This is a genomic window from Enterobacter sp. K16B (assembly GCF_020216105.1).
GTDB lineage: Bacteria > Pseudomonadota > Gammaproteobacteria > Enterobacterales > Enterobacteriaceae > Enterobacter > Enterobacter sichuanensis.
Window position 1 is genome coordinate 77,457 of the sequence record NZ_JAIWJZ010000029.1, and the last position, 18,609, is coordinate 96,065.

Below are 18,609 nucleotides of genomic sequence, written 5' to 3' on the forward strand. Positions count from 1 at the left end.
AGAGGGTTGGAGAAGGGGATATCGGGTAAGCGCAGCGCCACCCGACATAACAAACTACTCTTCGGCCGCATAGCCCTGCGGAGGTAACTTCACGCCATCCAGCCATGCCGCGCCGTCGCGCATTTCGAGACGCCCGTCGACAAACCAGCTCACCACCAGCGGGTAAATGGCATGTTCCTGGGTCTGCACGCGTTCGGTCACGTCTTCTTCACTGTCGCCGTCAAAGACCGGGACTTTGGCCTGCAGGATCACCGGGCCGCCGTCCAGTTCGTCGGTCACGAAATGGACCGAGGTACCGTGCTCTTCATCGCCGTTTTCCAGAACCTGGCGATGGGTGTGCAGGCCGGGATATTTCGGCAGAAGCGAAGGGTGAATATTCAGCAAACGTCCGGCGTAGTGCGCGACAAAAGCCGGGCTCAGAATACGCATGTATCCTGCCAGCACCACGACGTCAGGGGCGTAGGCATCAATCTCCTGCACCAGTTCGCGGTCAAACGCTTCACGACCGGCAAACTGGCTGGCTTCCAGCGCGTGCGCGGGAATGTTTGCTTCCCGGGCACGCTCAAGGCCGAACGCATCGGCCTTGTTGCTGAAAACTGCCCGAATGGTGCCGTTGATTTTCTTCTGTTTGCAGGCGTCAATTATCGCCTGCAAATTGCTTCCGTTGCCGGAAATGAGCACCACGATGTTTTTCATTCAATGACCACACGCTGTTCGGAATCGGAGGCTTTAATCGTACCGATTTTCCACGCGTTTTCACCTTTCTCTGTCAGCAGCTTAACCGCTTTATCCGCTTCACTGGCTGGCAGGGCGATCACCATACCGACGCCGCAGTTAAAGGTGCGATACATTTCGTGAGAGCTCACGTTACCTGCGGTCTGCAGCCAGTTAAAGACGGCCGGCCACTGCCATGAGGATTCGTCGATCACCGCCTGCGTGTTGTCCGGCAGTACGCGCGGAATGTTTTCCCAGAAGCCGCCGCCCGTCAGGTGGGCAATGGCGTGCACGTCAACGTTCTCGATAAGTTCCAGCACGTTTTTCACGTAGATGCGGGTCGGGGCCAGCAGATGATCGGCCAGTGGTTTACCTTCAAGCTCGGTGGTCTGTGGGTCGCAACCGCTCACCTCGAGGATTTTGCGCACCAGGGAGTAGCCGTTAGAGTGCGGGCCGCTGGAGGCCAGCGCGATCAGCACATCGCCATCGGCCACTTTGCTGCCGTCGATAATTTCTGATTTTTCTACCACGCCGACGCAAAAGCCTGCGACGTCATAATCTTCTCCGTGATACATGCCCGGCATTTCAGCGGTCTCACCGCCGACCAGCGCACAGCCAGACTGCAGACACCCTTCGGCGATACCGTTAATGACGCTGGCTGCGGTATCCACGTCCAGTTTGCCGGTCGCGTAATAATCGAGGAAGAACAGCGGCTCAGCACCCTGAACCACCAGGTCGTTTACACACATCGCGACCAGATCGATACCGATTGTGTCGTGACGTTTTAAATCCATCGCCAGGCGCAGTTTTGTGCCTACACCGTCAGTACCCGAGACCAGAACAGGTTCACGATATTTTTGCGGCAGCGCGCACAGTGCGCCGAATCCACCCAGACCCCCCATCACTTCCGGGCGGCGGGTTTTTTTCACCACACCTTTGATTCGGTCAACCAGCGCATTACCTGCGTCAATATCAACACCGGCATCTTTGTAGCTGAGAGAAGTTTTGTTGGTCACGGCTCAAGTCCCCACGCGATTGCATAGCTAGTAAGAAAAATCGGCGCAATTCTAACAGTCCAGGCAAACGTTTGCGAGCCTATTCTCGGCGAGAGGATTTTTTTTTCTGTTCCCCCTCTGGCGGCGCGCAAACTTGACTCCGTTCACGAAAATGAAACCGGTTTCGGCGATCTGCTTGCCAGCGGTTTGCTGATTGAACATCATGAACTGAAACCGGTTTCAGTTTCATTCAGGAGGGATGAAGTCATGAGCATCGCCGCATTCGATATTGGTGGCACCGCATTAAAAATGGGTATTGCGACAGCGCAGGGAGAGCTTCTGCAAACGGATAAGGCCGCCATCAAGAACAGCGACGGCGAGGCCATCCTTTCGCACATGCTGAGCTGGGTGACGGCGCATCGCGCACTTGACGGGATCGCCATCAGCGCGCCGGGGTATGTTAACCCGCATACCGGGTTTATCGAGATGGGAGGGGCAATCCGCCGCTTCGACCAGTTCGCGTTGCAGGCCTGGCTTGAGGCGCAGACGGGGCTACCGGTGACCGTAGAGAATGATGCCAACTGCGTGCTGCTGGCGGAACGCTGGCAGGGGAAGGCGACGGGGATCGACAATTTTCTGGTGCTGACCATCGGTACCGGGATTGGCGGGGCCATTTTCTGCAACGGCAGGCTGGTTCACGGGGCGCGTTTTCGCGCCGGGGAGTTCGGCTACATGCTTACGGAAAGGGCGGACTCAAGGCGCGTTGCCCACCACTCCATGAATGAAAACTGCACGTTACGCACCCTGCGCAAGCGCTACGCCGACTTTCACGGGCTGGCGCTTGATGAGGTGACCGGCGAAGCCATCTTTGATGGTTATGACGCAGGCGACGTGGTATGCCGCCGCCTGGTGGATGATTTTCTTAACGGCATTGCGACAGGGCTCTACAACCTGGCGAATGTGTTCGATCCGCAGACCATTTTCATTGGCGGCGGTATCGCGGAACGACCCGGTTTTATGGGCCTGCTTCGCACCCATCTCACGTGGTTTGGCATCGCGGATATCGCCGATGTTGTCAGCCACGGCAACCGCGCCGGGTTAATTGGCGCGGTTTACCATTTCAGACAGCAGTATCCGTCAGCAATCCGCAACATCGAATGAGGGAAAGAGTATGTCAGGATTTAAAGCAGGTTTTCTGTGGGGCGGCGCGGTGGCCGCGCACCAGCTGGAAGGCGGCTGGCAAGAGGGCGGTAAAGGAGTGAGCGTCGCCGACGTCATGACCGCCGGCGCCCACGGCGTACCGCGTGAAATCACCAACGGCGTGCTGCCAGGGAAAAACTACCCGAACCACGAAGCCATCGATTTTTACCATCGTTATAAGGAAGACATCAAACTCTTTGCCGAGATGGGGTTCAAATGCTTCCGTACCTCTATCGCCTGGACGCGTATCTTCCCGAAAGGGGACGAGCGGGAGCCTAACGAGGCGGGCCTGAAGTTCTATGACGATCTGTTCGATGAATGTCTGAAATACGGCATTGAACCGGTTATCACGCTCTCTCACTTTGAGATGCCTTTCCATCTGGTCACGGAATACGGCGGATGGCGCAACCGTAAGCTGATCGACTTCTTCGTTCGCTTCGCAACCGTCGTATTCCAGCGCTATCAGCATAAAGTGAAGTACTGGATGACCTTCAACGAGATTAACAACCAGGCTAACTTCCACGAAGATTTTGCGCCGTTCACCAACTCCGGGCTGAAGTATGCGCCGGGTGAGGACCGGGAGCCGGTGATGTTCCAGGCCGCCCACTATGAGCTGGTGGCCAGCGCCCTGGCGGTGAAGGCGGGACGCGAGATTAACCCGTCGCTGCAGATCGGCTGCATGATTGCCATGTGTCCTATCTATCCGCTGACCTGCGCGCCCGACGATATGATGATGGCGATGAATGCCATGCACCGTCGTTACTGGTTCACCGACGTCCATGTGCGCGGTAAGTATCCGCAGCATCTGCTCAACTACTTCGAGCGTCGCGGTTTCGCGCTGGATATTACCGAGGAAGATAAAGCGGCGCTGACCCAGGGCTGCGTGGATTACATCGGCTTCAGCTATTACATGTCTTTCGCCACCAAAGCGACGGCGGACAACCCGGAACTGGATTACGACGAGAGCAAGAGCCTGGTCTCCAACCCGTACGTGCAGAAATCGGACTGGGGCTGGCAGATTGACCCGGTGGGTCTGCGCTACTCCCTGAACTGGTTCTGGGATCACTACCAGCTGCCGCTGTTCATCGTTGAGAATGGCTTTGGTGCCATCGACGTGCAGGAGAGCGACGGCACGGTGAATGATCAGTACCGCATTGACTATCTCGCCGCCCACATCCGTGAGATGAAAAAAGCGGTGGTGGAAGATGGCGTAGACCTGATGGGCTATACCCCGTGGGGCTGTATCGACCTCGTTTCTGCCGGTACGGGCGAAATGAAAAAACGCTACGGCTTTATCTTTGTCGATAAAGACAATGAAGGTAACGGCACGCTGAACCGCAGTAAGAAGAAGTCGTTCGACTGGTATAAGCAGGTGATTGCCAGCAACGGCGATAACCTGTAATTGTCGGGTGGCGCTAACGCTTACCCGACCTACACTACACGTAGCGCCACCGGGCAGAACCTCGCACATAAGCCGGAGACACCTCTCCGGTTTTTTTGTCTTCGCTTGATCCCTGTCAAGCAAGATGGGTATGGCCTAATCTGAAAAAAGCGGTATAATCCCGCGATTTTTTTGCGGATGCCACCTCAGAGGAGAAAGAGAATGAAGATTGTGGAAGTGAAACACCCACTCGTTAAACACAAGTTGGGCCTGATGCGTGAGCATGACATCAGCACGAAGCGTTTTCGCGAACTGGCATCTGAAGTGGGTAGCCTGCTGACCTACGAAGCGACCTCTGACCTGGAAACCGAAAAAGTGACCATCGAAGGCTGGAACGGCCCGGTGCAGGTTGAGCAGATCAAAGGTAAGAAAATTACCGTAGTGCCAATCCTGCGTGCCGGTCTCGGCATGATGGAAGGCGTGCTGGAGCACGTACCGAGCGCGCGTATCAGCGTGGTGGGTATCTACCGTAATGAAGAGACGCTGGAGCCGGTGCCTTACTTCCAGAAGCTGGTGTCTAACATCGACGAGCGTATGGCGCTGGTGGTTGACCCAATGCTGGCGACCGGTGGATCAATGATCGCCACTATCGACCTGCTGAAAAAAGCGGGCTGCAGCAGCATTAAAGTGCTGGTGCTGGTTGCGGCACCGGAAGGGATCGCGGCGCTGGAAAAAGCGCACCCGGATGTGGAGTTGTATACCGCGTCTGTCGACCAGGGGCTGAACGAGCACGGGTACATCATCCCGGGGCTGGGCGATGCCGGCGATAAGATCTTTGGTACGAAATAATCGAATAACGATAACGAAGCCGACTTTGATAGTCGGCTTTTTTTTGAATAAAACACACATAACTAACCATCTCAGAGGAAAACACTATGACGCGCCGTGCTATCGGGGTGAGTGAAAGACCGCCGCTTTTACAGACAATCCCGCTTAGTTTGCAGCACCTGTTCGCCATGTTTGGCGCAACCGTGCTGGTGCCAATCCTGTTTCACATTAACCCGGCTACCGTGCTGCTGTTCAACGGTATTGGTACGCTGCTGTACCTCTTTATCTGTAAAGGCAAAATCCCCGCGTATCTGGGATCGAGCTTTGCCTTTATCTCGCCGGTGTTGCTGCTGCTGCCGCTGGGTTATGAAGTGGCGCTGGGCGGGTTTATCATGTGTGGCGTGTTGTTCTGCCTGGTCTCTTTCATTGTGAAGAAAGCCGGTACCGGCTGGCTGGACGTGATGTTCCCGCCTGCGGCAATGGGCGCCATCGTTGCCGTTATCGGTCTCGAACTGGCGGGCGTGGCGGCCAATATGGCCGGTCTGCTGCCTGCTGACGGCCAGTCACCGGACTCCAAAACCATTATCATCTCGCTGGTGACCCTGGGCGTGACGGTGTTTGGCTCCGTGCTGTTCCGCGGTTTTATGGCGATTATCCCGATCCTGATCGGCGTGCTGGCGGGCTATGCGCTCTCCTTCGTGATGGGCGTTGTCGATACCACGCCAATCGCTCAGGCGCACTGGTTCGCCCTGCCAACCTTCTACACGCCACGCTTCGAATGGTTTGCTATCTTCACCATTCTGCCTGCCGCGCTGGTGGTCATCGCTGAACACGTAGGTCACCTGGTGGTGACGGCGAACATCGTCAAGCGCGATTTGATCCGCGACCCGGGTCTGCACCGTTCTATGTTTGCCAACGGCTTCTCGACCATTATCTCCGGGTTCTTTGGCTCCACGCCAAACACCACCTACGGTGAGAATATTGGCGTGATGGCCATTACCCGCGTCTACAGTACCTGGGTTATCGGCGGCGCGGCGATCTTTGCCATTTTGCTTTCCTGCGTCGGTAAACTGGCGGCGGCGATCCAGATCATCCCGGTGCCGGTGATGGGCGGTGTCTCTCTGCTGCTGTACGGCGTGATCGGCGCATCCGGTATTCGCGTGCTGATTGAGTCTAAAGTGGATTACAGCAAAGCGCAGAACCTGATCCTGACCTCCGTTATCCTGATCATCGGCGTGAGCGGCGCCAAGGTGCACATCGGTGCGGCCGAGCTGAAGGGGATGGCGCTGGCGACCATCGTTGGCGTGGGCCTGAGCCTGATTTTCAAGCTGATCTCCGTGATCCGCCCGGAAGAGGTGGTGCTGGACGCCGACGAAAGCGAAAAAGCGTCACATTGATCTTATATACACAAAATCATTCAAGCTGCATCAAGGCGGCAAATCTGAGAATCCCCAGGAGCTTACTCAAGTAAGTGACTGGGGTGAGCAGATGCAGCCAACGCAGAGGCAGCATGAAGGATGACGTGTATAATCGGGCGAAGGATCGCCCGGTTCTCTCCTGGCAGGTTCCGTGTTAAACTCCATGCCGATTTTATGTAAGATCTGGTTGAGGTACTTCTGAACGGACCGGCACAGCTCTCTCTGCCACTCTATCTCCCTGACGACGAAACTTTCGCGAGTTTCTGGCCGGGTGATAACCCCTCTTTACTGGCTGCACTGCAAAACGTGCTGCGCCAGGATCACAGCGGATACATCTATATCTGGTCACGCGAAGGCGCGGGGCGCAGCCACCTGTTGCATGCCGCCTGTGCGGAACTCTCCGCGCGAGGGGATGCGGTAGGCTATGTGCCGCTGGATAAGCGTACCTGGTTTGTGCCTGACGTGCTGGAGGGAATGGAACACCTCTCCCTGGTCTGCATCGATAATATCGAATGCGTGGCGGGGGATGAGCCGTGGGAAATGGCGATCTTTAACCTCTATAACCGCATTCTGGAATCGGGCAAAACCCGGCTCTTGATCACCGGCGATCGTCCGCCGCGCCAGCTTAATCTGGGGCTGCCGGATCTGGCATCGCGTCTGGACTGGGGGCAAATCTACAAACTGCAACCGCTATCAGATGAAGATAAACTGCAGGCGTTACAGCTGCGCGCAAAGCAGCGTGGATTTGAGCTGCCGGAGGACGTGGGTCGTTTCTTGCTTAAGCGTCTGGACCGCGAAATGCGCACGCTGTTCGACACGCTCGATCAGCTCGATCGCGCGTCAATCACCGCCCAGCGCAAGCTGACCATTCCGTTTGTGAAAGATATTCTCAAGCTTTGAGTTTGTTCGCCCGGTGGCGCTGCGCTTACCGGGCCTACGAAAATCCGCCACGATATGTAGGCCGGGTAAGGCGCAGCCGCCACCCGGCAAAACATTCAGGCACTATCCCCCAATAAATGCTCCACCAGCAGCGGAATCGGCCTCCCTGACGCCACGCTCCTGCCGTTTTCACGCCACAGCGCCGTACCGCTAATATCCAGATGCGCCCACGGGATCGTCGGCGGGCAGAAGTGATGCAGCAGCCACGCCGCCGAGGCGCTGATTGCCGCATTGTTGGTTGGGGTGTTGCACAGATCGGCGATGGCGCTGTCGGTCTGCTTTTTCAGCCGCGCGTCCAGCGGCAGGGACCACACTTCGTCGCCGCTCTGTTTCCCCGCCTGCGTCAGCGCCTTGCGCAGCGGTTCATCCTGGGTCATTAACCCGCTCAGCTCATACCCCAGCGCTTTGACCACCGCACCCGTTAGCGTCGCCATATCAATAATATAGCGCGCCCGGGGATGGCGCAGGCTGGCCCAGGCAATCGCGTCTGCCAGCACCAGTCGACCTTCGGCATCGGTATTGTTGATTTCAACCGTTGTGCCGTTGCAGGCCCGCGCGACCGTGCCGGGCTGCATGGCGTCCGGACCTATCGCGTTTTCCGCCAGTGCCAGCACGCCCATGATGCGAACGGGAAGACCAAGTTCTGCGACGGCAAGCATCAGGCCCAGTACGTTGGCCGCCCCGCACATGTCGTACTTCATGGTGTACATGCCGGCGCCTTCCTTCAGCCACAGACCACCGGTGTCGAAGGTAATGCCTTTACCTACGTAGCAACGCACCGGACCGTCAGAAACACCCTCATAGTGAATGGCCAGCAGCCGCGGCGGACAGGAAGCGCCTTTACCGACGGCATGAAGTAGCCCCAGACCCTGCGCAACGATCTGCTTTTCATCCAGCACCTCACACCGCAGGGCAGGGACGTCGGCGGACAATTTTTTCGCCTCTTCGACCACAAACTGTGGCGTACAGCGATCGGAAGGGATATCCGCCAGACGACGCGCAAAGATCATACCCCGGCTGATGGCCTGCTGCTGGCGGAAGATAGCTTCCAGCTTGTCCTGCTGTTCCGGCAGGCAAAGAGCGGTAACGTGGTGCAGACGCGCTGGCGTATCGTCGGGGCGCTTCAACTGCAGGTCGCTAAGACGGTGCGCCTGGTTGAAGAGAAAGCGCAGCACCTGCGCCAGCACAACGTTGTCGATATGGGTGACGTCGATGATCATATCAGGGCTGACAGGGGAGGCCAGCAGGGGGCGCAGTGCCGTCAGTAATCCTTCAGTGAGGCTGTCCTGCCAGAGCGCATCCGGCACCAGTGTGATCCGTGCAAAAGGGGCGCAGCCAAAACGGGTATCGGCAACCCCGTCCTGCCCGCGCATTTCCGCGATAAGCGGGGTGTCCGGCAGTAATGGACAGGCGGTCCGGGCGATGAAGTGACCGTGTGGTCTGGTGTTGGAAAGGGTGGTTGTCAGTTGCCAGGTAATCATTATTCCTCCTCAATCGGCGCGCGGATCCGCGCCGCGTAGGCCTGCATCCAAGCTTCATCCACGGCCTGATAATGCGTCTTTTCCTGCCGGCGCTCGGCGCGAAACACGGTCAGCGGCTGGCGGGCGGTGGCGACCACAAACGAGAAGGTTTTGATATTGGTCGCCGCGCCGAACTCGCCTTTATTATTCATGCACACCACGGAGAGATCCCCCGCGCGACCAAAGCGCGACATCAGCTTGTCTTCCAGCTCAAACACCACCGAATCCGCCGCCTGCTGGGGCGTCATGCCCTGGGCCATGCGGCGAACAATTTCGTAGCTGGTACAGCCTTTCATCAGATCTTCCCCCACGCCCGTGGCGGTGGCGGCGCCGGTTTCGCTGTCACAGTAAAAGCCGGAGCCGATAATCGGCGAATCGCCGAGTCGGCCGCGTTTTTTCATAAACAGGCCGCTGGTGGAGGTGGCGACGCTCATGGAGCCCTGTTTGTCGAGGCCGATAATCCCGACGGTGTCGTGGCCGTCGTACGGGCTTAGGCCTTTATCCAGCGTCTCCCGGCAGCGCTTGCGGTAATGCTGCATGGCGCGGTCGGTGAGCATGGTTTTGTCCGCAAAGCCCTGGCTCAGGGCCCATTCGCGCGCCCCCTGACCGACCAAAAGGCTGTTATACCGCTGGCGGCTGAGCGCCTGCGCCACGCGCACCGGGTTGGCGATATCCACCAGATTACCCACGGCACCAAACGCCAGCGTGTCGCCGTCCATGTACGCCGCGTCCAGCTCTACCTCGCCGTTTTCAGTGGGTAACCCACCGTAGCCGACGGATTTATAAAACGGAAAATCTTCGACGGCGGCAACGGCATCCACCACTGCCGCAGAGACCGGTTTTCCCGCAGCCAGCGCAGAGGCAGACTCCGTGACGCCTTCAAGCGCCATTCGCCAGGTGGCGATAATTCCCCACATGCTTTACTCCTGTTTTGCAAGTGTCGTGTCGGTTTGCGTAACGGTCGCCACTTCCGCCGCGCGGTACTGCTTGTCCACAATGCGCATAAAAGGCAGATACAGCATGGCGCCAATCAGCAGATTGATAAGCTGCATCACGCTGCCGCTGAGGTGCCCGGTGACGATAAAACCGCTGATCACCGGCGGCAGCGTCCACGGGATAAACACCCCGGTGGTCACGGCGACCGCGCCAATTTTCATCGCCGCGTACTGCACGCTCACCAGCACCAGCGGCACAAGATTGAAGGGGATCAGCATGATCGGGTTCATGATCACCGGCAGGCCGAACAGAATCGGTTCGTTGATGTTAAACACCGACGCCCCCGCGCCCAGGCGGGCGACTTCACGCATGTTTTTGCTGCGGGCGAAAATCAGCATCGCAATCACCAGCGACAGCGTGGCCCCTGCGCCACCCATCCAGATCATGTCAAAAAACTGTTCAGTAATGATGTGCGGCGGCGTGGTGCCAGCCTGAATGGCGGCGATGTTATCAGTCTGGTTCTCCATCCACAGGGGACGAATAATGCCGTTGATCATCGAGCCGGAGTTAATGCCCACTGACCACAGAATGGTAATGCTGAATACCGTCATCAGCGCGCCAAAGTAAGAGGTGCCGTAGTGGCGCACCGGCGTGGCCACAACCTCATAAATAAACTGATGGATCGTGTTGTAATGGGTGTTCTCAAAGACGATGCGGATAACCAGCACCAGGATCATCACCAGCAGCGCCGGGATCAGCGCGGCGAACGACTCCTGTACCGCTGGCGGCACGCCGTCCGGCATTTTGATGACCAGATTTTTGCGCTTCAGCCAGCAGAACAGCTCCGTCCATAGCAGCGAGCCAATCATCGCCACGAACAGTCCTTTACTGCCAATCCACTCCACCGGCATCACGGTAATCCCGCCGTTCTCCGCCACTTTGATAAACGGCGTCAGGATCAGAAACGCAACCAGCGCCAGGATGCCGCAGGAGATGCGGTCTTCGCCGTAGTGTTCGGCCAGGCGGAACGCCACCAGGAAGCTGATAAACAGCGACATGGTGGAAAACACCGCGTTGAACGGAATTTCGATGATGGCGCTCCAGCTCTCACCAAAGGCCTGAGACATAAACTGCTGATAGGTTTGATTCGGAAATGACGAGATCACCAGCAGAATCGAACCGACAATGATAAACGGCATGAACGACACGTAGGCGCCACGAATGGCCCCGAGGTGACGCTGCTGTGCCGTTTTGGCTGCCAGCGGCATCAGCTTTGCTTCAAGAAATCCCAGAACATTGTTCATTGTGAACTCCGTACAAGATTGAGTGGTGCGGTTTATGTTATGTCTGTGGATTATCAGTGAAGCGTGGCGGGCGAAAGGTGAAATCGGTCACAAAGCAACCGCGTGTGCTATATAAATCTCATATGATTAGTTAATGGAATTGTTGCGATGGAAATTAAACTGCATGCTAATGCCACCACCACGCCACGTATTCGCCGTTATCTCCAGCAGTCCGATAAGAGCGACAGAGAGCTGGCGACTGAGCTGGGGATCTCCATCACCACCGTCAGGCGCTGGCGTAACCGTGAGCAGGTTTCAGATAAGCAGACCACGCCAAAAGTGATACACAAAGCGATGAGACAAGAGCAGGCTGTGCTGGTGAATGCGTTGCGCGACATCCTGAACGCGCCGCTGGATGAACTGCTGCTTCTGGTTAATAACGTACTGGGGATCCGCGTGTCCCGGGCAACGCTGAATCGCTATCTCAAACCCGCTGGCGCCAAACCGAAGCGTGCGCCGCTGCGCGGTAAAAAAGCGCTGAAGGCCGGTATCGTGCCTCAGCAGCTGATGCTGCATCATTTGCCGTTATCGCTTCATATGGACGACGGTGGGGAGCAACATCTGCTGTGGGCGCGGGAGCCGGTGAGCGGTTGGTGCTATGCACGGCTCTATGCAGGGTTGTCGCCGCAGCTGTTGACGCACTGGACGCAGGCGCTGCTTGAGGCCTGTCCGGCCCCTGTACAATCTGTTGAGACTTTTGGTTTTGAGGTCACCCTGCCGGACAGTGAAATTGCCATCAACGAGCATCCCCGGGCCTCCCGGGCGGTGCAGGTCACGGTACCCTTGCAGGAGATTATTCCGCAGGTAAAAACGACGCCTGTCGGGGAACTGTTGATTCAACTGTGTGAGAGTTACAACCGGGGAAAAGCGCAGAAGACGTTAGGTGAAAGCACGCCGCAGGCCTTTCTGGAAGCGCTGCGGCGTAACGATTAGAGGATCTCGAGCACGTCTTCCGGCGGGCGACCAATGCGTGCCTGGCCGTTGGCCACCACAATCGGTCGCTCAATCAGCTTTGGATTTTCAACCATGGCCTGAACCAGCTCGGCTTCGGTGAGACGGCTGTCGTCCAGGTTAAGCGACTTATACAGATCTTCTTTCTGGCGCATCAGCTCTCGTGCACTGCCCATTCCCAGCATGTGCAGCAGCTGGCGGAGGGTTTGGGCATCAGGCGGGGTGTCGAGATACAGCACCACCTCAGGCTCAACGCCGTTAGATTTCAGCAGGCTCAGGGTATCGCGGCTCTTGGAGCAGCGAGGGTTATGATAGATTTTTACGGCGTCTGTCATGACGTACATTCTCCTTTATTACATCTTCTCATACGGCTTAAAGCGCTGCTGCAGGCCGCGCAGCTGATCGATACGCGCGTCGTAACGGGCCTGCTGGAGGCTGCCGAGTTTGACCTGCGCGCTGGCGCTGCTGAGCGTGGAAATCGCCTGATCGAGGCGCCCCACCAGGGCAAAGCCTTCGGCGCGCGCCGCCAGCTCCTGATCGCGGTTGCCCAACTGGGCTTCAGCCTGTGCAAGCAGGTCCCAGCCGTTTTGATCGTCTTTATTATTAAAGGTGTAGCGGTTCAGAATGGTCGCCGCTTCCCCAGGCTGGCCGCCCTGTAAGTAAGCGTTCGCCAGGTTAAGCTGCAGTACCGGGTTGGTACGAACGTCTTTCGCCCCTTTCAGGCGGTTAATCGCATCGGCAGGTTTCTTCTGCCCCAGATCGATATCCGTGGACAAATCGAGATACCACGGGTTATTCGGGTCGGCGGCCAGAAGCGGCTGCAGCGCTTTACGCGCCTCGTCGTATTTACTGGCTTCCATCGCCTGCAGCGCCTGGCCATACTGCGCGGCGTTTTTCTCACGCACGTTACCTTTCGCCAGGGCATCCAGCAGGTCGCTGGTGAGCTGGTTACGCCCGGAATTGTACATCCCCAGCGTTCTCACTTTCGCCATGTAGAAATCCTGCGAAGACTGGACCACTACCGGACGCATCTGGTTGGCACGGTTACGCGCATCTGACAGACGGCTTTCCGGTAACGGGTGCGTGAGCAGAATTTCCGGTGGGCGGGAAGAATAACGGGCCTGATCGAGCAGTTTTTCCAGGAAGCTCGGCATGGCCTGCGGGTCGAAGCCCGAGCGCTGCAGCACCTGGATGCCGATGCGGTCCGCTTCCTGCTCGTTTTGCTGGGTAAAGCTGATCATTCCCTGACGCGTACCGGCCAGCGTACCGGTTAAGGCTGCCATCCCGGCCTGCGGGCTGGCCATTGCCAGCAGAATAGAGCCCAGTGCGCCCACCCAGGTGAGCGGTGCGTTACGCTTCTGGTCTTCCATCGCACGCGCCAGGTGGCGCTGCGTGACGTGCGAAATTTCGTGCGCCATCACCGAGGCCAGCTGGCTTTCGTTGTCTGAGTAACGGAATAACGCCGAATGCAGCACCACGTTACCGCCAAAGAAGGCGAAGGCGTTGATTTCGTCATTATTAATCAAATAGAAGTGGAACGGCGTTTTTACCGAGTCGGCGTGCGCCACCAGACGCATCCCCAGCCCGTTGATGTACTGTACCAGCAAAGGGTCGTTAATCAGCGGAGCGCTGCCGCGCAGCTGGCGAACATAGTAATCGCCCATTTGCATCTCTTGCCCAATCGAGAGCGTGCTTCCTGCTGTGGTGCCCATGTCCGGCAATGAATCGGACGAGTCAGCAAAAGCGGGTAATACCTGACCGACCGTCACTGCGGCAATCAGTGTTGCAACCAGTGTTTTTCTCAACTGCCTGAACATAACCACTGTCCTGTAAATTGGATGTGCTAATTTGACCGATGAAGCGGCATATCGTTCATCTCTGCTGCCCAGCGAGTGTAGCCGTGTTGCCGCATGAAGAAAATCCCATTCATCATGCTTTTGCGGATTGTGACCGGGATACAAAAAGCGAAAGTCTTTTTTGTGACAGTTAGATACAATTCACCGTCTCACTCCCGCCATTCGATTCAGGGAAGGGTTGTATGCTCGAAATGTTAATGCAGTGGTACCGGCGCCGGTTCAGCGACCCGGAGGCCATTGCTTTGCTGGTTATTCTGGTTGCCGGGTTCGGTATTCTGTTCTTCTTCAGCGGTCTGCTCGCCCCTCTGCTGGTGGCTATTGTGCTGGCCTACCTGCTGGAGTGGCCAACGGCGCGTCTGGAACATATTGGCTGTTCCCGTCGCTGGGCGGCCAGCATCGTCCTGGTGCTGTTTGTCGGTATCCTGCTGTTGATGGCCCTGGTGGTGATGCCGGTGGCCTGGCAGCAGGGGATCTACCTGATCCGCGATATGCCCGGCATGCTGAATAAGCTTTCTGATTTCGCCGCCACGCTGCCGCGCCGTTACCCGGCCCTGATGGATGCCGGGATCATCGACGCGATGGCGGAAAATATGCGCGCCCGCATCATGACGATGGGTGATTCGGTGGTGAAGTACTCTCTGGCGTCGCTGGTGGGGCTGCTTACCCTGGCGGTCTATCTCGTGCTCGTGCCGCTGATGGTCTTCTTCCTGGTAAAAGATAAAGACCAGATGCTCAACGCCGTGCGGCGTATTCTGCCGCGCAATCGCGGTCTGGCGGGGCAAGTCTGGGAAGAGATGAACCAGCAGATCACCAACTACATTCGCGGCAAGGTGCTGGAGATGATGGTCGTGGGGGTCGCCACCTGGATTGGCTTCCTGATCTTCGGTCTGAACTACTCGCTGCTGCTGGCGGTGCTGGTGGGGCTGTCGGTGCTGATTCCGTACATCGGCGCGTTTGTGGTGACCATTCCGGTGGTTGGCGTCGCGCTGTTCCAGTTTGGCCTGGGAACCGAGTTCTGGAGCTGCTTCGCGGTGTACCTGATTATTCAGGGGCTGGACGGTAATCTGCTGGTACCGGTGCTGTTCTCCGAAGCGGTGAATCTGCATCCGCTGGTAATTATTCTGTCGGTGGTGATTTTCGGCGGGCTGTGGGGGTTCTGGGGTGTGTTCTTTGCCATTCCGCTGGCGACGCTGATTAAAGCGGTGGTGCACGCGTGGCCGGATGTGCCAGCGGTGGAAGAGAAGTAGGTTTGCCGGGTGGCGCTGCGCTTACCCGGCCTACTTATCGTTGTAGGTCGGGTAAGGCGAAGCCGCCACCCGACACTCACTTTCAGGCACTTTGTTTCAGCCAGTTCAACACTACATCGTGGTGGTTGCTGGTTTTGAAGTCGTCAAACACGTGTTCAATTTTACCGTCAGCGTCGATCAGGAAACTGATGCGGTGAATGCCGTCGTAGGTTTTACCCATAAACGTCTTCTCGCCCCAGATGCCGAACTGTTCGCACACCTGATGATCTTCATCAGAAAGCAGCGTGAAGTTCAGCAGCTCTTTTTCAGCAAATCGTGACAGCTTTTCGGGTTTATCCGTGCTGATACCCAGCACTTCCACGCCGGCTTTTTTCAACTCGTCCATGTTGTCGCGTAAGCCGCAGGCCTGTACGGTGCAGCCGGGGGTCATGGCTTTCGGGTAGAAATAGACCAGAACACGCTGTCCCTGGAAGTCGGTCAAATTTACTTGCTCGCCGTCTTGATCCGGTAAGCTAAATTTCGGTGCGATGTCACCGGCTTTCAGTGGATTCATTACTCAACTCCATCCTGTTCGTGCTGCGAATAATTTACGACGCTTATACTGCCCTGCGCGTTTAATTCTGTACAGAGGGCTTTGAACGCTTGCTCGATATTTGACGCATCCTGTGAAGCAGGGCTGTGTGCGGTAATCTGAATAAAGAGCGTGGGTACGGTGTTCTCGTCGCCCGGCTGTGTGCGGGAAACGAGCTCGGCGATGTTCATCTGATGGCTGTCAAACAGCGCGGTAAAGCGCTCGATCAGATGGGGGGAATCAGGGACTTCAACCTGCACCCAGACGGTAGCGGGCATGGCCGGACGTGGGCGCGCGGTGGTACGTTTCATTACGATGAGCAAATCCAGCTCCGCGCCTTTCAGCGGCAGGGTGGATTCGATAAGCGTAATGGCATTCCATGTTCCGGACAGCAGCATAATAAACGTGAACTCTTCGCCCAGCATCGCCAGACGGCTGTCTTCGATATTACAGCCGCAGCTGCTCACGTGACGCGTGATGGTGTTCACGATACCCGGCCTGTCGGCACCCAGCGCAGTGATAACCAGGTAATGTTGTGATGAGGTTGTCAAACCTGTTCTTCCTTTGCATGGTTAAGTCTTCCTAAGGAAAGCATAAAAAAAACATGCATACAACCGCCTGAGGGCCTCAGGTCGCTTGCTTTTATTACAGTTCCAAACGTACCATTGAGACTCTTGTTCGCACAGAGGATGGCTCATGTTCACGGGAAGTATTGTCGCGCTTGTAACACCGATGGATGAAAAAGGTAACGTCTGCCGGTCTAGCATGAAGAAGCTGATTGATTACCATGTCGCCAATGGAACCTCGGCGATCGTTTCGGTAGGGACTACCGGTGAATCTGCAACGCTGAGCCACGATGAGCACGGTGATGTGGTTATGCTGACCCTCGAACTGGCTGACGGACGTATTCCGGTCATCGCGGGGACAGGGGCAAATGCAACCGCAGAAGCGATCAGCCTGACTAAACGTTTTAACGACAGCGGCATCGTCGGCTGTCTGACGGTGACCCCTTATTACAACCGTCCTACCCAGGAAGGTTTGTTCCAGCACTTCAAAGCCATCGCTGAACATACTGACTTGCCACAAATTCTGTATAATGTGCCGTCCCGTACCGGCTGCGATATGCTGCCGGAAACCGTTGGTCGTCTCTCGGAAGTAAAAAATATTATCGGTATTAAAGAGGCGACAGGGAACTTAAGCCGCGTTCATCAGATCAAAGAGCTGGTTTCAGACGACTTTATCCTGTTGAGCGGTGATGATGCGACCGCGCTGGACTTTATGCAGCTCGGTGGCCATGGCGTGATCTCCGTAACGGCAAACGTTGCGGCGCGCGATATGGCTGAAATGTGCAAACTGGCCGCCGCCGGTCACTTTGATGAAGCGCGTGTCATTAATCAGCGTCTGATGCCGCTGCACAATAAATTATTTGTCGAACCCAATCCGATCCCCGTGAAATGGGCGTGTAAGGAGTTGGGGCTTGTAGCAACCGATACGCTGCGTCTGCCAATGACACCGATTACCGACCACGGTCGTGATATCGTCAGGGCAGCGCTGAAGCATGCCGGTTTGCTGTAAAGTTTAGGGAGATTTGATGGCTTATTCAGTACAGAAGTCGCGCCTGGCGAAGGTTGCGAGTGTTTCGCTTGTTATGCTGCTCGCTGCCTGTAGTTCAGACTCGCGCTACAAGCGCCAGGTGAGCGGTGATGAATCCTATCTGGATGCGACCCCGCTTGCTGAACTTCACGCACCGGCTGGTATGATCCTGCCGATTCAGAACGGCGATTATAATATCCCCGTGACCAACGGCAGCGGCCTGGTCGGTAAAGCGCTTGATATTCGTCCGCCGGCACAGCCTCTGGCGCTGGTGAGCGGGGCGCGTACCCAGTTCACCGGTGATACCGCGTCTCTGATGGTTGAGAGCGCGCGCGGTAGTACCCTGTGGCCGCAGGTTGTCAGCGTTATTCAGTCGAAGAACTACACCATCGATAAACGCGATGACGCCAGCCAGACGTTAACCACCGACTGGATCGAATGGAACCGTCTGGATGAAGATCAGCAGTACCGCGGCCGCTATCAAGTCTCCGTCAAACCACAGGGGTATCAGCAAGCGGTTAACGTGAAGCTGTTGAACCTGGAGCAGGCGGGTAAACCGGTTGCAGATGCTGCGTCCCTGCAGCGTTACAGCACCGAAATGCTGAACGTGATTGCCGCAGGTCTCGATAAGACTGCCACCGATGCCGCCAACGCCGCGCAGAGCCGCAATGGCGCGACCTTCGATGTGCAAAGCGGTGCGGATGATACCGGTCTGCCAATGCTGGTGGTGCGTGCACCGTTTAACCAGACCTGGCAGCGTCTGCCAGCGACCCTGGAAAAAGTGGGCATGAAGGTCACCGACAGCACGCGTTCAACCGGCAGCATGACGGCAACCTACAAGCCGCTCTCCGACAGCGCGTGGCAGGAGCTGGGTGCGAAAGATCCTCAGCTTGCCTCCGGTGATTACAAGATTCAGGTCGGTGACCTTGATAACCGCAGCAGTCTGCAGTTTATCGATCCAAAAGGTCACACGCTGACCCAGTCGCAGAACGATGCGCTGGTCGCTGTCTTCCAGGCGGCATTCAGCAAATAAAAACGAGGGCTGGTGAATCCAGCCCTTTTTATTTTCGTGCCACGCAAACGTGTGCGTGGCATAATATGCCCAGTTTTGAACACA

The 18,609-nt window shown here is 56.8% G+C and carries 18 protein-coding genes; 9 read left to right on the forward strand and 9 right to left on the reverse strand.

All coding sequences use genetic code 11. The features are described 5' to 3' along the window. Window positions 1-54 precede the first annotated feature (54 nt). Complete coding sequence (gene purN / locus LDK53_RS07580; protein WP_032675307.1) at window positions 55-696, reverse strand: phosphoribosylglycinamide formyltransferase; 642 nt, start codon at window positions 694-696, stop codon at window positions 55-57. Then, the gene (purM, locus tag LDK53_RS07585; protein WP_025758936.1) at window positions 693-1,730 is read right to left on the reverse strand and encodes a phosphoribosylformylglycinamidine cyclo-ligase; all 1,038 of its coding nucleotides are present in this window, start codon (window positions 1,728-1,730) and stop codon (window positions 693-695) included. Before purM ends, purN begins: the two co-directional genes overlap by 4 nt. Before the next feature lie 246 nt (window positions 1,731-1,976). On the opposite strand from purM, the gene bglK reads away from it, so the two are divergent. From bglK to LDK53_RS07610, 5 genes are all read left to right on the forward strand, one after another. After that, the gene (bglK, locus tag LDK53_RS07590) at window positions 1,977-2,870 is read left to right on the forward strand and encodes a beta-glucoside kinase BglK (RefSeq protein WP_225285278.1); all 894 of its coding nucleotides are present in this window, start codon (window positions 1,977-1,979) and stop codon (window positions 2,868-2,870) included. 10 nt (window positions 2,871-2,880) lie between these two features. Then, window positions 2,881-4,311, forward strand: coding sequence for a 6-phospho-beta-glucosidase (locus LDK53_RS07595; protein WP_045284562.1), 1,431 nt, complete (start codon window positions 2,881-2,883; stop codon window positions 4,309-4,311). A gap of 201 nt (window positions 4,312-4,512) precedes the next feature. After that, window positions 4,513-5,139: a uracil phosphoribosyltransferase gene (gene upp, locus LDK53_RS07600; protein ID WP_003860560.1), complete on the forward strand. Its 627-nt coding sequence runs from the start codon at window positions 4,513-4,515 to the stop codon at window positions 5,137-5,139. Window positions 5,140-5,225: 86 nt separating this feature from the next. Continuing rightward, window positions 5,226-6,515: a uracil permease gene (gene uraA, locus LDK53_RS07605; RefSeq protein ID WP_225285281.1), complete on the forward strand. Its 1,290-nt coding sequence runs from the start codon at window positions 5,226-5,228 to the stop codon at window positions 6,513-6,515. Between the two features lie 219 nt (window positions 6,516-6,734). Then, window positions 6,735-7,436 carry a DnaA inactivator Hda gene (locus LDK53_RS07610; protein ID WP_216821201.1) on the forward strand — a complete coding sequence of 234 codons (702 nt, stop codon included), beginning with the start codon at window positions 6,735-6,737 and terminating at the stop codon, window positions 7,434-7,436. A gap of 95 nt (window positions 7,437-7,531) precedes the next feature. Here the strand turns inward: LDK53_RS07610 and LDK53_RS07615 are convergent, their stop codons facing one another. Genes LDK53_RS07615 through celB form a run of 3 tightly spaced genes read right to left on the reverse strand, consistent with a single transcriptional unit; the run spans window position 7,532 to window position 11,235 of the window. Continuing rightward, window positions 7,532-8,956 (reverse strand): leucyl aminopeptidase family protein, encoded by a 1,425-nt coding sequence (locus LDK53_RS07615; protein WP_225285283.1) that lies wholly within the window; start codon window positions 8,954-8,956, stop codon window positions 7,532-7,534. Then, window positions 8,956-9,912 (reverse strand): N(4)-(beta-N-acetylglucosaminyl)-L-asparaginase, encoded by a 957-nt coding sequence (locus tag LDK53_RS07620; RefSeq protein WP_025758947.1) that lies wholly within the window; start codon window positions 9,910-9,912, stop codon window positions 8,956-8,958. The genes LDK53_RS07615 and LDK53_RS07620 overlap by 1 nt, the downstream gene beginning before the upstream one ends. Before the next feature lie 3 nt (window positions 9,913-9,915). After that, on the reverse strand, window positions 9,916-11,235 hold the full coding sequence (gene celB, locus LDK53_RS07625; RefSeq protein WP_025758948.1) for a PTS cellobiose transporter subunit IIC: 1,320 nt from the start codon (window positions 11,233-11,235) through the stop codon (window positions 9,916-9,918). Window positions 11,236-11,382: 147 nt separating this feature from the next. Here celB and LDK53_RS07630 point away from each other — a divergent pair, with 147 nt between their 5' ends. After that, the gene (locus LDK53_RS07630) at window positions 11,383-12,207 is read left to right on the forward strand and encodes a hypothetical protein (RefSeq protein ID WP_095452167.1); all 825 of its coding nucleotides are present in this window, start codon (window positions 11,383-11,385) and stop codon (window positions 12,205-12,207) included. Here LDK53_RS07630 and arsC read toward each other — a convergent pair. Further along, window positions 12,204-12,560: an arsenate reductase (glutaredoxin) gene (gene arsC, locus LDK53_RS07635; protein WP_045284558.1), complete on the reverse strand. Its 357-nt coding sequence runs from the start codon at window positions 12,558-12,560 to the stop codon at window positions 12,204-12,206. The genes LDK53_RS07630 and arsC overlap by 4 nt on opposite strands. An 18-nt stretch (window positions 12,561-12,578) precedes the next feature. After that, on the reverse strand, window positions 12,579-14,042 hold the full coding sequence (gene bepA / locus LDK53_RS07640) for a beta-barrel assembly-enhancing protease (protein ID WP_045284557.1): 1,464 nt from the start codon (window positions 14,040-14,042) through the stop codon (window positions 12,579-12,581). Between the two features lie 221 nt (window positions 14,043-14,263). On the opposite strand from bepA, the gene LDK53_RS07645 reads away from it, so the two are divergent. Further along, complete coding sequence (locus LDK53_RS07645; protein WP_225285285.1) at window positions 14,264-15,328, forward strand: AI-2E family transporter; 1,065 nt, start codon at window positions 14,264-14,266, stop codon at window positions 15,326-15,328. Between the two features lie 82 nt (window positions 15,329-15,410). Here LDK53_RS07645 and bcp read toward each other — a convergent pair whose 3' ends face one another. Together bcp and LDK53_RS07655 are read right to left on the reverse strand one after the other, a co-directional pair. After that, window positions 15,411-15,881, reverse strand: coding sequence for a thioredoxin-dependent thiol peroxidase (gene bcp / locus LDK53_RS07650; RefSeq protein ID WP_025758956.1), 471 nt, complete (start codon window positions 15,879-15,881; stop codon window positions 15,411-15,413). Further along, window positions 15,881-16,450 carry a glycine cleavage system transcriptional repressor gene (locus LDK53_RS07655; protein WP_025758958.1) on the reverse strand — a complete coding sequence of 190 codons (570 nt, stop codon included), beginning with the start codon at window positions 16,448-16,450 and terminating at the stop codon, window positions 15,881-15,883. The genes bcp and LDK53_RS07655 overlap by 1 nt, the downstream gene beginning before the upstream one ends. Window positions 16,451-16,595: 145 nt before the next feature. Here LDK53_RS07655 and dapA point away from each other — a divergent pair, with 145 nt between their 5' ends. Further along, entirely contained in the window at window positions 16,596-17,474 is an 879-nt protein-coding gene (gene dapA, locus LDK53_RS07660; RefSeq protein ID WP_008501633.1) for a 4-hydroxy-tetrahydrodipicolinate synthase, read from the forward strand. A 16-nt stretch (window positions 17,475-17,490) separates the two neighbouring features. After that, window positions 17,491-18,525, forward strand: coding sequence for an outer membrane protein assembly factor BamC (gene bamC, locus LDK53_RS07665; RefSeq protein WP_033146169.1), 1,035 nt, complete (start codon window positions 17,491-17,493; stop codon window positions 18,523-18,525). The last annotated feature ends 84 nt before the right edge of the window (window positions 18,526-18,609 follow it).

Excerpts from the sequence above, each read along its gene's own strand:
- celB (WP_025758948.1), bottom strand. The coding sequence starts at position 11,235 with ATGAACAATGTTCTGGGATTTCTTGAAGCAAAGCTGATGCCGCTGGCA.
- bcp (WP_025758956.1), bottom strand. The coding sequence starts at position 15,881 with ATGAATCCACTGAAAGCCGGTGACATCGCACCGAAATTTAGCTTACCG.
- bepA (WP_045284557.1), bottom strand. The coding sequence starts at position 14,042 with ATGTTCAGGCAGTTGAGAAAAACACTGGTTGCAACACTGATTGCCGCA.
- LDK53_RS07645 (WP_225285285.1), top strand. The coding sequence starts at position 14,264 with ATGCTCGAAATGTTAATGCAGTGGTACCGGCGCCGGTTCAGCGACCCG.
- arsC (WP_045284558.1), bottom strand. The coding sequence starts at position 12,560 with ATGACAGACGCCGTAAAAATCTATCATAACCCTCGCTGCTCCAAGAGC.
- uraA (WP_225285281.1), top strand. The coding sequence starts at position 5,226 with ATGACGCGCCGTGCTATCGGGGTGAGTGAAAGACCGCCGCTTTTACAG.
- LDK53_RS07630 (WP_095452167.1), top strand. The coding sequence starts at position 11,383 with ATGGAAATTAAACTGCATGCTAATGCCACCACCACGCCACGTATTCGC.
- purN (WP_032675307.1), bottom strand. The coding sequence starts at position 696 with ATGAAAAACATCGTGGTGCTCATTTCCGGCAACGGAAGCAATTTGCAG.
- LDK53_RS07595 (WP_045284562.1), top strand. The coding sequence starts at position 2,881 with ATGTCAGGATTTAAAGCAGGTTTTCTGTGGGGCGGCGCGGTGGCCGCG.
- LDK53_RS07620 (WP_025758947.1), bottom strand. The coding sequence starts at position 9,912 with ATGTGGGGAATTATCGCCACCTGGCGAATGGCGCTTGAAGGCGTCACG.
- LDK53_RS07615 (WP_225285283.1), bottom strand. The coding sequence starts at position 8,956 with ATGATTACCTGGCAACTGACAACCACCCTTTCCAACACCAGACCACAC.
- bamC (WP_033146169.1), top strand. The coding sequence starts at position 17,491 with ATGGCTTATTCAGTACAGAAGTCGCGCCTGGCGAAGGTTGCGAGTGTT.
- bglK (WP_225285278.1), top strand. The coding sequence starts at position 1,977 with ATGAGCATCGCCGCATTCGATATTGGTGGCACCGCATTAAAAATGGGT.
- dapA (WP_008501633.1), top strand. The coding sequence starts at position 16,596 with ATGTTCACGGGAAGTATTGTCGCGCTTGTAACACCGATGGATGAAAAA.
- upp (WP_003860560.1), top strand. The coding sequence starts at position 4,513 with ATGAAGATTGTGGAAGTGAAACACCCACTCGTTAAACACAAGTTGGGC.